The organism is Haloferax marisrubri, from assembly GCF_001469875.2.
In the GTDB taxonomy this organism is placed as follows: Archaea; Halobacteriota; Halobacteria; order Halobacteriales; family Haloferacaceae; genus Haloferax; species Haloferax marisrubri.
The window spans coordinates 80,863-95,078 of record NZ_LOPW02000001.1 but is presented as its reverse complement, the minus strand read 5'-3'; the positions used below and the strand labels follow the sequence as shown (position 1 = coordinate 95,078).

Genomic DNA, 14,216 nt, shown 5'->3' with positions numbered 1-14,216 from the left:
CTCAGACGAACACGTAGCCGCTCAGGTAGCGGTAGATACCGAGCAGCCACGCGAACACCCAGAAGATGACGTAGCCGAAGACGCCGACGCGGAGGCGGCCGCGCCACGCGCCCATGTTCTCGTGGAGGTCGTCGAGTGACAGGTCTTGGTCCGGGTCGCGGTAGAGGTCGGCCTCCCACTTGGCCTGGAAGATGCGGACGATTCCCGTGAGCGCGAAGACGAGCATCGCGTACGCCTGCAGGCCGAGAATCGCGTGCAGGGCGCTGAGGCCGTTGAGTTGCTGAAAGAGCCGCGGGAGCATCCACGTGACGACCGGGACCGTGTTCAACACGAGCCCGGGGAAGATGATTTTGAGGTGGTAGACGAGGACGTCCCACGACACCGTCTCGGCGTCGATCATTATCCACGCGCCGTAGATGTAGAACGGAAAACTGGCCGTGACGGTAATCGCGGCGAGCGTGGCGAGCGTCGTCTCGTCTGCCATCGCACGGCGTTAGGACCCGGCCGGCCTAAAGGGACCGATGCGCGGCGTCCCGTTCGAGCGCTAGACCACGCGACGGGCCCCGAACGTCGGTCGCGACAACTAGAATTCGAGCTTCGAACCACAGTTTTCGAGCGCCGAACCAACTGACGCCGCGTTTCGGAGCGGCGCGCGGCGAGTCGCCCGCGACGAACGCGCTCGGGGTCGGAACACGTTTACCGGCGTGGACCCTACTCCGGGGCGATGTCAGACTCGTCTTCCGCCCCGGCCGACGACGGCTCGTCACCGGACGCGGACGCCGACGCCGCGATGTCCGACGCGGAGCTCGCGGCCCTCCGCGAGGAGGTCGAAGCCAAGTACGACTTCGAGAACTTCGGCCCGGCCGACATGGCGAAGATGACCCCCGAGGAGTGGGACGCCGCGTTCGACCCCGACTCGTGGATCGTCGGCGAGGAGCTACTCGACCGCGTCGAACAGGAACTCCGCTACCGGGTCGCGATTCGCGAGGTGTTCGCCGTCCTCGAACGCGTGACCGAAGACGGCGAGCCCCGGATTCTCGCGTACTCCGACGAGGGCTACGCCGTCGTCTACCCCGACGGGAGCGTCGAGGGCGAAGGGACCGTCCTTCGCGACGTGAAGCCGACCGTCGCGCTCTGTTCGATGGAGGACTTCGAGGTGAACGACGCGCCCGAGACCGTCAGACTCCCCGAGCCAGAAGACGTCGCACAGGGCACCGGCGACTTCGGGAATCGGATGCTCCAAATCGTCGCGTTCGGCCAGTTGCTCGGCGGGGTCGCGCTCATCGGCGCGTGGCTCGTCCTCCCCGACCTCGAGTCGATTATCGCGCCGCTGGCCGGCCTGGGCTTCCTCGTCATCGGCTTTTTCCTCTTCGTCGTCGTGGCGAACGCTCGGCTTTCGGACCGCTTCCGCGCCGAGGAGTACCGAGACAGGCTCCGCGTCATGGGTCTCGAAGGCGGGTCGCGCCCCGAGTTCGTCCCGACGTTCGACGGGGACGAGAACGTCGCGTCCCTGGTGGAGCCACCCGAGGGAGACGCCCTCAGTTCTGAGGGCTGAGAGCGGCGGCCGACCACCTCGCGAAACCCCCTCCGTGACGGCATAGTCGGTGGGTTTAAGCGCATCCCATCCTGACGAACGACCGTATGAAAAGGCGGGAGTTTCTCCGAACGGCTGGCGGTGCGACAGCCGCCGCGACCGCTGCCGCCGGGACCGCTGCTGCGCAGGAAGGCGGCGGTGGAGCGCAGGTTCAACCCGACTTCGGTGGCTACCTCGACGGCGTCGACGGAGGCTACGAAGACCTCCGCGGCCAAAGCGAGGTCACCATCGAAGTTGGCGCGTCCGGCAACGGAGGTAACCTTGCGTTCGCACCGGCTGGCATCTGGATCGACCCCGGCACGACCGTGACGTGGGAGTGGACCGGCGAAGGCGGCGGGCACAACGTCGTCGCGAGCGAGGGTGCGTCGCTCGACTCCGGCGCGGCCGTTTCCGAGGCCGGAACCACCTACGAGTTCACGTTCGAGGACGGTGGCATCACGAACTACCACTGTGTGCCGCACGAGGCGCTCGGCATGCTCGGCGCGGTCGCCGTCGGCGACGACGTGGCGACTATCAGCACCGGCGGTGGCGGCGAGAAGGAACTGCACGAACTCGGCGTCCCGATTCAGGCCCACTGGGTCGGCTCGGCGACGATTCTCGGCATCCTCGTCACCATCATCTACACGTTCTTCATCTTGAAGTACGGCGAGTCCCCAAATACGGGTAACACCGGAGGTGGCGAATAATGTCTTCGACCGGCAGCACATACGGCGACATTCACCGATACGAACCGGCACGAGAGAGCACCGCAGCGGCCATCGCAATCGTCCTCCTGACGATTATCGAGGTCGTGTTCGTGTTCCTCTTCACCTACGGCTTCGTCTCGGGCTGGGGACTGACGGACACGGGGAACATGTTCCTCGGCGGCGTCCTCGCCGTCATCTTCGTGGACCTCGCGTTCATCCTCGCGCTGTACCGCAAGGAGTTCCTCCCCGACGTGATGATCGTCAAAAAGCGGCGTCGCAAGTGGGAAGACCTCTACGTCCGCGAGGAAGACGTCGACGGAGTTACCGTCAGCAGCGACGACGCGTGGGAACAGGTCAAGCGCGCGGTGTACCCCTACTACAAGCGATAAACCATGAGTCTCGAACGCAAAGACGACTACGACCACAAGGCCTGGATGAAGAAGAAGGACCTCACTCCGGTCGAGGCCACCTTCCTCACCACGCTCATCTGGCTGGATAAGCGACTCCGCATCGTCGATTATCTGGAGCTTCTGGAGACGCTCTACTACCGAGTCAACCTCCAGATGCCGAAAAGCCACACCGAGCAGTACAACCTCGACAACAAGTTCTGGTACTGGTACCCCCTGTACACCCTCGGCTTGTTCTCGACGCTCGCGTACGTCGTCGCGGCGATTAGTGGTGCCCTCCTCGGGTTCTACTACTCCCCCGCGACGACCGGCGACCCGACCACGGCCTACAACAGTATCGAGTTCATCATGCGCGACCTGCAGTTCGGCTTCATGCTCCGCTCCGTCCACCGCTGGGCGGCGCAGGTCATGGTCGCGGCCGTGTTCCTGCACATGCTCCGTGTCTACTTCACGGGGTCGTACAAGGAACCCCGCGAGCTGAACTGGCTCCTCGGCATCGTCCTCATCAGCCTGACGATGGTGTTCGGATACACCGGATACCTCCTGCCGTGGGACCAGCTCGCGTTCTGGGCCGGCCAAATCGGCGTCGAGATGGCGCTGTCGGTCCCGCTCGCCGGCGAGTGGGTCGCACAGCTCCTGTTCGGTGGCTTCTCGCTGGGCCAGTCGACGCTACAGCGCATGTACATCATTCACGTGTTCCTGCTCCCGTTCGTCGTGACGACGCTCATCGCGATCCACATCGGCATCGTGTGGGTGCAGGGCATCGCGGAGCCGCACTGAGGTGACAACTATGAGCGACAACGAACCCGAAAACGAGGAGATTCGATCCGACGGCGCGGGCATCGTGGCCCCGGACGACGAGACGCCGACGTGGAGCGAGCGCAAGGCTCGCAAGACCGGCCTCTCGCGGCTTACCTACGAGTACTTCGAGCGCGCACGTCGTGAAGACCAGGACCTCCGCACGGAGTCCGACTACGTCGAACGCGACGTGCTCGCGTTCCCCACGTGGCCTCACGAGACCGTCCGCAACCTCTCGATTGCGTCGTTCTTCGTCGGGATGATTCTGTTCCTCTCGGCGACGATGCCGCCGCACATCGGCAACCCCGCGAACCCATCGACCACGCCGGCGGTCATCCTGCCCGACTGGTATCTCTACTGGTCGTTCGGCCTGCTCAAACTCGGTCCGCTCAACCCCGAAATCGCCATTCTGGGCGATCAGATGCTGATGGCCGACCGCACGTACGGCGTGCTGGCGAACGGCGTCGTCGTCGGCTTCATCGCCATCGTGCCCTTCCTCAACAAGGGCTCGGCCCGGCGACCCGTCGAGCAGCCGTTCTGGTCCGCAGTCGGCGTCTTCGGCGTGGTGTTCGCATTCACCATCTCGCTGCTGGCCATCAAGAACCTCATGCCCATGAACGTCGACCTGCTGTTCGACCTGACGTTCCTGTTGCCGTTCGTCTTCGGGACCATCACCTACGCGGTGCTGAAGACGATGCGCGAGGGGTACATGTACAACCTCAACCGCCGCTACTACCGGCTTCGCCCGCCGAAATAGAGCGGAACCACTACCACCCGTCACTTCTTAGCGTCACTGATGACAGACAGCGACGCAACCGGTCGGACCGGCGAGCGCGACGGCGCGCGGCGCGGACGTCGCGGCCGGCGCGACATCGTCGTCCCCATGCGACTCTACAAGACGATTACCGTCTTTTCGACGCTCATCGCCGTCGTCAGCGTGGTCCTCGGCTTCGTCTTCCTCGACGCCGCGACGCTCCAAGTGAGCGCTCTCCGCGCGGTCGTCGCCGGCGCGCTCGGCGCGCTCGGCATCGGCGTCGCCGACGGGCTACTCAGCACGGCGCTCGCGGTGGTCGGACTGAGCGTCATCGCGTTCGGCGCGGTCGTCTACACGCTCGGGACTCGGTTTCGCGCCCAAGGAATGGGAAAGTCTCAAGAGGACTCCGGCGAAGACTCGAACAATGGCTGACGAATTCATCAAGGGACTGGGTATCCTGACCGGGTCCGGACTCGCGTGGCTGGTGCTCGCGTCGTGGTACCGGACGAGCAGTTTCGAGAGCAGTCAACAGCTCATCGAGCCGCTGTCGTCCGGTGCGACCGAGGGACTGTTCAACATCATCGGCGTCACCCTGATGGACGTGTTCCTCTGGTTCGCGCTCCTCGGCGCGCTCACCTTCTGGGTGCTCATCCCCGCAGGTCACCAAATCATGTCCGCGCTCGAAGAGCGCCGCAACGCGCAGTAAATCGACCGGTCGACGCGGTCGCTTCTCCTCTCATCTCGATTCGAGCCGCCGAAAAGACCCCCACGATAGCGGGTGCGCTCGGGGCGGCCCGCCGCGTCGGATTGGAAAAACTCTAATGAGTCTCGCTCCGACGGTCCTGTATGCACCCACTACAGTTCCTCGTTCCGCTCGACCAGTTGGCGGCGGTCGAACCGGTCGTCCCGCACGTGGCGCTCGTGCTCGTGCTTGCGAACTTCGCGACGCGCTTCCTCGGTCACCGGTCGCACGTCAAGCAGGCCGAGGAAGGCGGAGAGGAGGCCATCTCCCGATATCTCCCGCATTCGATTAGTTCGGGCGCGCTCGTCCTGACCTCGTTCCTCTACCTGCTCGTCGAGCCGCACGGCGGCATGGTGCTGACCGTGCTGGTCGTCGGGATGTTCGTCACCGACTTCTTCGAGTTCGAAGCGCGCAAGGTCGAAGCCCGCACCGACAAGCCGCTCGAACGCCCGAACGGCTCGCTCGTCGCCGCGACGCTCGTGCTCCTGTACGCGGCGTTCCAGAGCCTCTTCTTCCTCGTCTCGGACTACTGGAACCTCATCGTCTAAGCCCGCGACGCACTCTTCTCCGCGTCGCCGTCTCGCACCGCTCACGAGGAACAGGTATTTTTCCGTCGCGTCGAGCGCCGCCGCTCGGAGTCCGAAATCACGGCCGAGCGAGGCGCTCACTCGACGAGAAGCGGAACGCTCCCGTCGCGGTCGATGACCACCGACTCCGACGGGGGAACCTCCCGGACGACCTCGTCGTCGGCGACGAGCGAGACGGGCGCGTCGTCGCGTTCGACCGACAGACGGACGGGCGGCTGGAGGACCCACGAGTTCGTCTGGGTCGCGTACGGTGAGACGGGTACGACGGCGAGCCCGGCGGCCGGGCCGACGACCGCGCCACCCGCGGCGCGCGCGTAGCCCGAGCTCCCGAGCGGGGTGGCGACGACGACGCCGTCGGCGCGGAACTCGTCGACCGGCGTCCAGCGCGCCGCCGCGCGCGACTCGTCGGTCGGTTCGGACGAGAAGGGGACCGCGGCCTCCGCGTGGGCGACACCGTACTCGGAGATGTGCGCCGGCTCGCTCGTGACGAGCATCGCGTCGAGGAGCGCGCGGCCTGCCGCGTCGCCGCCGACGCGGAGCGAGAGCGTCGGGTGGTCGACGACTCGACCGTCGCCCGCGGCGACCGCGGACAACCGCGCTTCGAGGTCGTGCCGCGGCGTGGCCCACGGCGCACCACAGTCGACGGGAAGGACCGGACACGTCCACTCTGAGCCGAGGGCGACCGTCGAGAGCGCCGACTCGCCGACCGCGACGACGGCGTCCGCGTCGGCCGGCTTCGGTTCGACCGACGCACCGGCCGCTCTGACGGCGGTGGCGACCGAGTCGTCACCGACGATACCGAATCTCATCGTCGTCCACCCGCGGCGAGCCCCCGTAGCATCGTCCCGTGCTACGCCGCCGCGAATAAAAGCCCTCGTGGTTCGGTCCGGCGATGGGCGGCGCGGGCTGGGCGGACCGGACGGGTACTGTGAGTCGCCGACGCCTCAGAACGGCCAGTCGCCGGTGACTTTCATGCCTTCCGCTTGGTCTTCGGCTTCGAGCGCCGCCGCGATGTCCGCGGGGTCGGCGTGGGGTATCTCTCGGTCTGCGTCGGCGAGTTCGACGGTCAGTTCCGTCAGGAGAATCGCCTGCTCGCGGAGCGTCCGCGACTCCAGTTTCTCGATGGTGTCGGCGTGGGTGTGGCCCCAGCCGCGGCCGCGGCCTTCCTTCTCGCTCCCGACCATGTACGCCGGGACGCCGTGGGCGACGAACGGCCAGTGGTCGCTGTGTGGGAGCTGTTCGGGGAGCGTCGAAACGTCGTGGTCGAACCGCTCGGCAACCGTCTCGGCGGCGGTTCCGAGTTCGTCGAAGCCGTGAGTCGTGAGCTTGAGCGTCCGCCCGGCGACGACGCCGTCGTTGTTGACGATGGCCTTCACGTCGCTTCGGGCGTCGCCGAGGCGGTCGGCTTCGTACTCGGAGCCGACGAGGCCGACTTCCTCCGCGCCGAAGCAGACGAAGCGGACGCGGGTGTCGAGTTCGTCCTCGCGGGCGGCGAGCGCGCGGGCGACTTCGACCACCATCGCGGTGCCCGCGCCGTTGTCCATCGCGCCCTCGGCGATGTCGTGGGCGTCGAGGTGGCTCGTGACGAGCACCTCTGCGTCGGTGTCGGGACCGAGTTCGGCGTGGACGTTCCCGCTTTCGGCCGCGGGCGTCTCGCAGGTCACGTCGACGGTCACCTCGTCGCCGTCGAACCGGCGGCGGAGGCGCGCGCCGACCTCTTTGCTCACGCCGACCGCGGGGATGTCGCCGATGGGGGCCTCCGCGGTGCCGACGCTCCCCGTGGGCGGGAGTTGGCCGGGGACGTGGTTGGCGAAGACGAACGCGGCCGCGCCGGCCTCGACGGCGTAGTAGTACTTCTCGCGGCGGTGGATGAAGCGGTCGTAGTGGTCGGGGACCGTCGTAGAGACGACGACGACCTTCCCCGAGAGGTCGCGGTCGAAGTCCTCGGGCAGGCCGTAGCCGAGGTCGACCAGTTCGCCGCTCGCGGTGCCGGCGGGACTGCGCGGGAGCGCGATGCAGTCCTGCGTGGTGTCGGCGGCGTAGAGGGCGCTGTCGCCGCGTTCCCAGCCCTGAATCTCGAAGGGGTCGATGCGGGCGTTGCGCGCGCCGACGCGTTCGAGGGCGTCTCGGGTCGCCTCCATCGCCTCGCGCTCGCCGGGCGAACCGGCCATTCGGTTGCCGATGTCGACGAGCGTCTCCAGGTGGTTCCAGCCGACCTCGCTGGTGAACGTGTCGCCTATCCAGTCACTCATAGTGGACCGTCTCGCGGGGCCGTGGTAACCGTTGCGATGGGGCGAAAACACGGCGGTGATGAGGCGGAGAAATCGGCCGACTCCGGCGAGACGCTCGCGTCGGAGCGTCGCGGCCGTGACGGCGAGCGAACGGGACCGAACCGCGATTCGACCCACGGGCGAACGGCAGGTTCAAGGACCATCTATCACGTACGTTCATTCATGACTGACGTGCGAATCGCCGGGGTCGGACTGACGAAGTTCGGCAGTCACCCCGAGCGAACCGGCCGCGACCTGTTCGCGGAGGCCGCCCTCGCCGCCCGCGAGGACGCCGGCGTCTCCCGCGACGACTACGAGGAAATCTTCTACGGCAACTTCATGGGCGAACTCGCCGAGAAGCAGGGCCATCAGGGGCCGGTCATGGCCGAGGCCGCCGGCCTCGACTGCCCCGCGACCCGCTACGAGCAGGCCTGTGCCTCCGCGGGCGTCGCCTTCCGGCAGGCAGTCGCGACGATTCGGAGCGGCGCGGCCGACGTGGTCCTCGCCGGCGGCATGGAGCGCATGAACAACCTCGGGACCGCCGAGGTGACCCAGTCGCTCGCCATCGCCGCGGACGAGTTGTTCGAGGTCCGCGCGGGGGTCACGTTCCCCGGCGCGTACGCGCTCATGGCCCGCGCGTACTTCGACGCCTTCGGCGGCGACAGCGAGGACCTCGCGCACATCGCGGTGAAGAACCACGCCAACGCGATGCAGAACGACTACGCACAGTTCCACCGCGAAATCACCGTCGAGGACGCGCTCGAGAGCCCCGTCGTCGCCGACCCGCTCACACTCTACGACGCCTGTCCCATCACCGACGGCGCGAGCGCGGTCGTCCTCGTCAGCGACGACTACGCCGAGCGCCACGGCCTCGACGCGCCCGTCTCCGTCACCGGGTCGGGACAGGGCGGCGACAAGGCCGCGCTCCAAGACAGACCCCACCTCGCGCGGACGCCCGCCGCGACGAAAGCGGCCGACTCCGCCTACGCGGACGCCGGCATCGGTCCCGACGACGTGGACGTGGCCGAGGTCCACGACTGCTTCACCATCGCCGAGGTGCTCGCGCTCGAATCACTCGGCCTCTACGACCACGGCGAGGGGGTCGGCGCGGCCGCCCGCGGCGAGACGACCCGCGACGGCGACCTTCCGGTGAATCTCTCGGGCGGTCTCAAGGCGAAGGGCCACCCCGTCGGCGCGACGGGAACCGCCCAAATCGTCGAGATGACGAAGCTCCTCCGCGGCGACCACGGCAACAGCGACGCCGTCCCCGACGCTCGGGTCGGCGTCACCCACAACGCGGGTGGGACCGTCGCCAGCGCGGTCGTCCACGTCCTGGAGGTGGACCGATGACCGAAACCGGCTACGACGAGTGGCTGGCCGCAATCGCGGACGGCGAGGGCTACTACCTCGCGTGTCCCGACGGCCACGGCTCGCTCCCGCCGCGGCGCTCCTGTCCGCACTGTGGCGCGGCCGAGTTGACGGCGGAACCGCTCCCGGAGACGGGCGAGATACTCACCTTCACCGAGGTGCACGTCCCCGCGCCGAACTTCGCCGACGAAGCGCCTTACGTGACGGCCATCGCGTCGTTCGGCCCCGTCAAACTCACGGGCGTCGTCCGCGACCTCCCCGCCGACGAGGTGGACCTCGGCACGACCGTCTCGGTCGGCGTGGGCGAGAACGCGACGACCGACGAGCAGTTGCTCGTGTTCCGGCCCGCGAGCGAGTAGCGCCGCGCGGCCAATTACTCGTCGCGCGCCTCGACGGCCTCCAGCGGTGAGCGCCAGCCGAAGACGTACGAACCGAGGAGCCACGCCCAGAAGCCGGCCGCGAGGAGCGCGATGGCTCCGTACAGGAACAGCGAGAACAGGGAGAGGGAGTCGAGCATCGGTTCAAATCACGGATTGTGTTGCGGTCGGGACGCGTCGCTCAGTCGAGGGCGTCGCGGACGGTGTCGACGAAGGCGTTCGGGAACTCGACGTGCGGGAGCAACATCGCGTCGTCGAAGACGACGAGCGTGCAGTCGGCCGCGTCCGCGAGGTCGCGGCCCCGCTTCAGCGGCGTGATGTCGCTCTCGCGGCCCCAGACGAGCGTCGTCGGCACGTCGAGCGCCGACAGCGCCTCGCCGAGGTCGATGTCGGTGTTGAGGTAGCCGGAGATGAACGACGCCGGCGCGAAGCGCGCGCCCTCCTGATGGGCGGTGCGCCACTCGTACTCCTGCCACTCCTCGCCCGCCTTCTCGGGGTCGTAGTAGCCGTGGTCGGCGTTGAAGTAGCGAATCGACGGCCGGGAGGCGATGACGTTGAACAGCGCCTCGCCGACGACCGGCGCGCGGACGAGTTCGCGGAGCCACTCCTTCGGGTCGGGCCCGCCGCGCGACGTGGGACAGACGAGGACGAACCGCGAGACCGACACGTCGTCTCGCTCCGCGGCGGCGACGGTGTAGGCCGCGGTGAGCGACGAGGCGACGACCGCCGGGTCGTCGTATTCGGCGAGGAAGTCGCCGACGAAGTCCTCGTAGAGCGCGGGCGAGTAGTACAGCGCCGGTCGGTCCGACAGGCCGAACCCGGGGAGGTCGGGCGCGACGACGTGGTAGTCCTCGGCGAGGTCGGAAAACACCTCGCGGAACTCGCCGGACGACCCCGCGGCGTTGATGCCGTGGAGGAGGACGAGCGTCGGGTCGTCCTCGGTTCCGGCCTCGACGTACGACACGTCCATGCCGCGCCAGCGATACGTCCCGTGGGCTCCGGAGAGCGGCGGTTCGAGCGGACCCACGCGTTTCGAGAGGGCGGCGTTGGTCGCGGCGGTGAGACCGACACCGGCGGCGGCCAGTCCGATGGCTCGTCGGAGTTTCATGTCACGTAGATGGTGCGCGGTGGCCTTAATTCGCCCGCCCGTGGCGGGGTGGTCGGCGGCGGGCGTCCCGCCCGAACCGCGGCCGCCGCAGTCGCCTCGGCGTCAGTCGTCTCGGTCGTCCAGACACTCCCGAAGCGGTTCGAGCACGTCCTCGGCGACCGCGTAGGGGTCCGTCTCCTTTTCGACGACGGCCTCGGCGAACTCCTCGACCCCGCCGCGTCGGTCGAGTTCGGCTTCGAGGAGTCGGTTCACGTCGCTTCGGAGGAGCTGTCGAATCTCCTCTCCCGCGCGCTTGCGAGCCTTCTCCGCCAACTCGCCGGAGGCGTCGAGGTAGTCGCGGTGGTCGTCCAGCGTCTCGACCAACTCGTCGATTCCCTCGCCGGTCGTGGCGACGGTTTCGAGGACCTGCGGCGTCCAGACTGGCGGTTCGTCGGTGTCGGCGTCGGTGTCGGCGTCAGCGTCGGCGTCGTCGGGACCGTGCCCGTCGTGCCCGCCGTGTCCGTGCCCAGCGTCGTCGAACGCCTCGACCCCGTGGTGGCCCGTATCGAGGTTCGCCCGCGGGTCGTCGCGGAGGTGAATCATCTCCTGCAGTTCGGCGACGGTGCGCGACGCGCCCTCCATGTCGGCCTTGTTGACGACGAACAGGTCGCCGATTTCGAGGATGCCCGCCTTGAGCATCTGCACGTCGTCGCCGCTGCCGGGTTGGACGAGGACGATGACCGTGTCCGCGGTCTTCACCACGTCCACCTCGTTTTGTCCCGCGCCGACCGTCTCGATGATGATGCGGTCTTTCCCGAAGGCGTCGAGCGCCTTCACGGCGTCCGCGGTGGCGGTCGAGAGGCCGCCGAGCTGGCCGCGGGCGCTCATCGACCGGAAGAACACGTCCATGTCGCCGACGTTCGAGGCCATGCGGATGCGGTCGCCGAGGACGGCCCCGCCGGTGTACGGCGAGGAGGGGTCCACGGCGATGACGCCGACCGTCTCGCCCTGGTCGCGGTAGTACTTCGCCAGTTTGTCCACGAGCGTCGATTTGCCGGCACCCGGACTGCCCGTGATGCCGACCACGGACGCGTCGCCCGTGTGGGCGTGGAGTTCCGAGACGATGTCTCGGTAGCCCGGCGACTGCGACTCGATTTTCGTGATGGCCCGCGCGAGCGCCCGGTGCTCGCCGTCGAGGAGGCGCTCGACGAGGTCGGATTCGACCGCCCGACTCATCGTCACGCTCGCTCGGGCGCGTTTTCCTTCACGAAGTCGATGGTCTCCTGCATCGGCGTCCCGGGGCCGAAGATGGCGTCGACGCCCTGTTCGAGGAGCCCCGGCCGGTCTTCTTCGGGGATGATGCCGCCGACGATGACGAGCGTGTCGTCGAGCGCGCCGTACTCTTCGAGGCCGGCCATCACCTTCGGGACGAGCGTGTTGTGCGCGCCGGAGAGGATGGAGATGCCCAGCACGTCCACGTCCTCTTGGACCGTCGCCTGGATAATCTCGTCCGGAGCGCGATGCAGTCCCGAGTAGATGACTTCGAATCCCGCGTCGCGGAAGGCGCGAGAGATGACGTGTGCACCGCGGTCGTGGCCGTCCAGTCCCACCTTGGCGATGAGACACCGGATCGTTCGCTGTTCGGAGTCCGCGCTCATAGACGGGGATTCGATGTCCCGCGCTTTGACTCTAACGGAAAATAAGGCAGGTCCGAGTTCAGTCGTCCGCGGCGGGCGCGCTCCGGACGTACTCGTCGAGGAAGTCGGCTATCTGGGAGTACGCCTCGATGCGGTTCTCCAGTTTGGAAAAGCCGTGACCCTCGTCGTCGAAGATGAGTTCGCGGACGTGGGCGTGTTCCCTCGCCTCCTCGACGAGTTGGTGGGCCTCGCTGACCGGCACCCGCGGGTCGTTCTCGCCGTGGAGGACGAAAAGCGGCGCGCGAATCTTCTCGACGTTGTTGATGGGCGAGATGGATTCGAGGAACTCGCGGTCGTCTTCGAGCGACCCGTACTCGGCCTCGCGGAGTTCGCGCCGCCAGTCGCCCGTGTTTTCGAGGAACGTCACGAAGTTGGCGATGCCGACGATATCGACGCCGGCGGCCCAGAGGTCGGGGTACTCGGTCATCGCCGCGAGGACCATGAACCCGCCGTACGAGCCGCCCATGGCGACGATTTTGTCCGGGTCGACAGCCGGGTGGTCGTGGAGCCACTCGACGGCCGCCTCGATGTCGGCGACGGAGTCCATCCGGTTTTCCACGTCGTCGAGGTGGCCGTAGGCCTTCCCGTAGCCCGCGGAGCCGCGGACGTTCGGCTCGAAGTAGGCGTAGCCCCGCGAGAGGAAGTACTGCTTGACCGACGAGAACGACGGCCGGCGCTGGGACTCGGGTCCGCCGTGGATGTCCACGATGACGGGGGTCTCGCCCTCGGGCGACTCCTCGGGGAGCGTGAAGAACGCCGGGATGTCGCGGCCGTCGAACGTCGGGTACCGGACGAGTTCGGGCGGGACGAACGTATCGCGGGGGATGCCCGCCGTCGCCGCGAGCGTCCACCTTTCGGCGTCGCCCGTGGCCAACTCGACCACGTAGACGTTGGCGGTGTCGGCGCTGGCGGTGACGGTGACCGCGGCGCGCTCGCCGTCCGGGGAGAACGAGACGCCGCCAGCGACGCCGTTCGGCAGGTCGGGTTGGGGGAGCGCGTCGATGCGGTCGGGCGCGGTGAGTTCGCCGAAGGTGAGTTCGGTGTACCCCTCGACGTTCCGCGAGTAGACGAGTCGCCGCGAGTCGTGGTCGATGCTGATGCCCTCCAGTTCGTGGTCGCCGCCGGTCTCGACGGTCGTGAACTCCCCGGAGGCGAGTTCGTATCGGACGAGTTCGAGCGTGTCGCTCCCGCGGTCGGTCACCATGTAGACGTTCTCGCCGTCGGGACCCCACTCGGGGCTCTGGAAGCGGACTGTCCCCTGATGCGGCGTGAGGTGGGTCAACTCGCCCGTGGCGAGGTCGAGGACCGACACGTCCTGGTCGAAGTTCGAGTACGCCTCCTGGACGATGAGCTTCGAGTCGTCGGGCGAGAAGCCGCCGACGGTGAGCCAGCCGTCGCCCTCGTGGACGAGTTCGGCGTCGGTGCCGCTCCCGTCTCGGGCCTGCACGTACACGTCGAAGACGGCGTTGTCGCGGCGGTTCGAGGTGAACGCGAACCGCTCGCCGTCGTGGCTCCAGCCGCCCCAGCGGTGCTTGGCGTCCGGGTGTTCGGTCAGGTTCTCGATGACGCCGGTGTCGGGTTCGAGTCGGAACAACTGCGCGCGCTCGTTGCCGCCTTTGTCCATGCCGAAGGCGAGTTCGGGGCGCTCGGGCGACCACGAGGCGAAGGTGACGCGCTCCTCGTAGAACGTCCGCTGTTCGGGCCACGCGCCGGGCGAATCGACCGTCCAGACCTGCGGGACGCCCGTCGTGTCCATGAGGAACGACAGGCGCTCGCCGTCGGCCGAGAAGGACGCGCCGTAGGCGCTCCTGATGTTCAGGTAGCGCTCGATGTCGTACGTTCGCATACC

General features: G+C 67.7%; 18 protein-coding genes. 10 read left to right on the top strand and 8 right to left on the bottom strand.

Annotated elements, in window-relative coordinates; all coding sequences use genetic code 11:
* Position 1: 1 nt before the first annotated feature.
* Positions 2–484 (bottom strand): DUF7321 family protein, encoded by a 483-nt coding sequence (locus tag AUR65_RS00485; protein WP_058565860.1) that lies wholly within the window; start codon positions 482–484, stop codon positions 2–4.
* 240 nt (positions 485–724) lie between these two features.
* Between AUR65_RS00485 and AUR65_RS00480 the strand changes: the two genes are divergently transcribed.
* The 8 genes from AUR65_RS00480 (at position 725) to AUR65_RS00445 (ending at position 5,529) form a co-directional block, all read left to right on the top strand.
* Positions 725–1,555: a DUF7319 domain-containing protein gene (locus AUR65_RS00480; protein WP_058565859.1), complete on the top strand. Its 831-nt coding sequence runs from the start codon at positions 725–727 to the stop codon at positions 1,553–1,555.
* 86 nt (positions 1,556–1,641) lie between these two features.
* Positions 1,642–2,280 (top strand): halocyanin domain-containing protein, encoded by a 639-nt coding sequence (locus AUR65_RS00475; RefSeq protein WP_058565858.1) that lies wholly within the window; start codon positions 1,642–1,644, stop codon positions 2,278–2,280.
* Complete coding sequence (locus AUR65_RS00470) at positions 2,280–2,669, top strand: DUF7318 family protein (RefSeq protein WP_058565857.1); 390 nt, start codon at positions 2,280–2,282, stop codon at positions 2,667–2,669. The genes AUR65_RS00475 and AUR65_RS00470 overlap by 1 nt, the downstream gene beginning before the upstream one ends.
* A gap of 3 nt (positions 2,670–2,672) precedes the next feature.
* On the top strand, positions 2,673–3,467 hold the full coding sequence (locus AUR65_RS00465; protein WP_004044094.1) for a cytochrome b: 795 nt from the start codon (positions 2,673–2,675) through the stop codon (positions 3,465–3,467).
* 10 nt (positions 3,468–3,477) lie between these two features.
* Positions 3,478–4,242, top strand: coding sequence for a cytochrome b family protein (locus AUR65_RS00460; protein ID WP_058565856.1), 765 nt, complete (start codon positions 3,478–3,480; stop codon positions 4,240–4,242).
* 39 nt (positions 4,243–4,281) lie between these two features.
* Complete coding sequence (locus tag AUR65_RS00455) at positions 4,282–4,671, top strand: DUF7315 family membrane protein (RefSeq protein WP_058565855.1); 390 nt, start codon at positions 4,282–4,284, stop codon at positions 4,669–4,671.
* Positions 4,664–4,945, top strand: coding sequence for a DUF7314 family protein (locus AUR65_RS00450; protein WP_058565854.1), 282 nt, complete (start codon positions 4,664–4,666; stop codon positions 4,943–4,945). Before AUR65_RS00455 ends, AUR65_RS00450 begins: the two co-directional genes overlap by 8 nt.
* A 140-nt stretch (positions 4,946–5,085) precedes the next feature.
* A complete protein-coding gene (locus AUR65_RS00445) occupies positions 5,086–5,529 on the top strand; it encodes a DUF7313 family protein (protein ID WP_058565853.1) in 444 nt (147 codons plus the stop codon).
* Positions 5,530–5,645: 116 nt separating this feature from the next.
* Here AUR65_RS00445 and AUR65_RS00440 read toward each other — a convergent pair whose 3' ends face one another.
* Positions 5,646–6,377, bottom strand: a complete 732-nt coding sequence (locus tag AUR65_RS00440) for an NAD(+)/NADH kinase (protein WP_058565852.1) — start codon at positions 6,375–6,377, stop codon at positions 5,646–5,648.
* A 135-nt stretch (positions 6,378–6,512) separates the two neighbouring features.
* Positions 6,513–7,820, bottom strand: a complete 1,308-nt coding sequence (locus AUR65_RS00435) for a M28 family peptidase (RefSeq protein WP_058565963.1) — start codon at positions 7,818–7,820, stop codon at positions 6,513–6,515.
* Positions 7,821–8,021: 201 nt separating this feature from the next.
* Here AUR65_RS00435 and AUR65_RS00430 point away from each other — a divergent pair, with 201 nt between their 5' ends.
* Positions 8,022–9,188, top strand: a complete 1,167-nt coding sequence (locus tag AUR65_RS00430) for a thiolase domain-containing protein (RefSeq protein ID WP_058565851.1) — start codon at positions 8,022–8,024, stop codon at positions 9,186–9,188.
* The gene (locus tag AUR65_RS00425) at positions 9,185–9,565 is read left to right on the top strand and encodes a Zn-ribbon domain-containing OB-fold protein (protein ID WP_058565850.1); all 381 of its coding nucleotides are present in this window, start codon (positions 9,185–9,187) and stop codon (positions 9,563–9,565) included. Before AUR65_RS00430 ends, AUR65_RS00425 begins: the two co-directional genes overlap by 4 nt.
* Positions 9,566–9,579: 14 nt before the next feature.
* Here AUR65_RS00425 and AUR65_RS19810 read toward each other — a convergent pair whose 3' ends face one another.
* The 5 genes from AUR65_RS19810 to AUR65_RS00405 form a co-directional block, all read right to left on the bottom strand.
* Positions 9,580–9,723 (bottom strand): hypothetical protein, encoded by a 144-nt coding sequence (locus tag AUR65_RS19810; protein ID WP_004064320.1) that lies wholly within the window; start codon positions 9,721–9,723, stop codon positions 9,580–9,582.
* Between the two features lie 41 nt (positions 9,724–9,764).
* Complete coding sequence (locus AUR65_RS00420; protein ID WP_058565849.1) at positions 9,765–10,691, bottom strand: alpha/beta fold hydrolase; 927 nt, start codon at positions 10,689–10,691, stop codon at positions 9,765–9,767.
* A 102-nt stretch (positions 10,692–10,793) separates the two neighbouring features.
* The gene (gene meaB / locus AUR65_RS00415) at positions 10,794–11,906 is read right to left on the bottom strand and encodes a methylmalonyl Co-A mutase-associated GTPase MeaB (RefSeq protein WP_058565848.1); all 1,113 of its coding nucleotides are present in this window, start codon (positions 11,904–11,906) and stop codon (positions 10,794–10,796) included.
* 2 nt (positions 11,907–11,908) lie between these two features.
* A complete protein-coding gene (locus tag AUR65_RS00410; protein ID WP_008092303.1) occupies positions 11,909–12,328 on the bottom strand; it encodes a cobalamin B12-binding domain-containing protein in 420 nt (139 codons plus the stop codon).
* A gap of 58 nt (positions 12,329–12,386) precedes the next feature.
* Positions 12,387–14,213 carry a S9 family peptidase gene (locus AUR65_RS00405; RefSeq protein WP_058565847.1) on the bottom strand — a complete coding sequence of 609 codons (1,827 nt, stop codon included), beginning with the start codon at positions 14,211–14,213 and terminating at the stop codon, positions 12,387–12,389.
* Between the last annotated feature and the right edge of the window lie 3 nt (positions 14,214–14,216).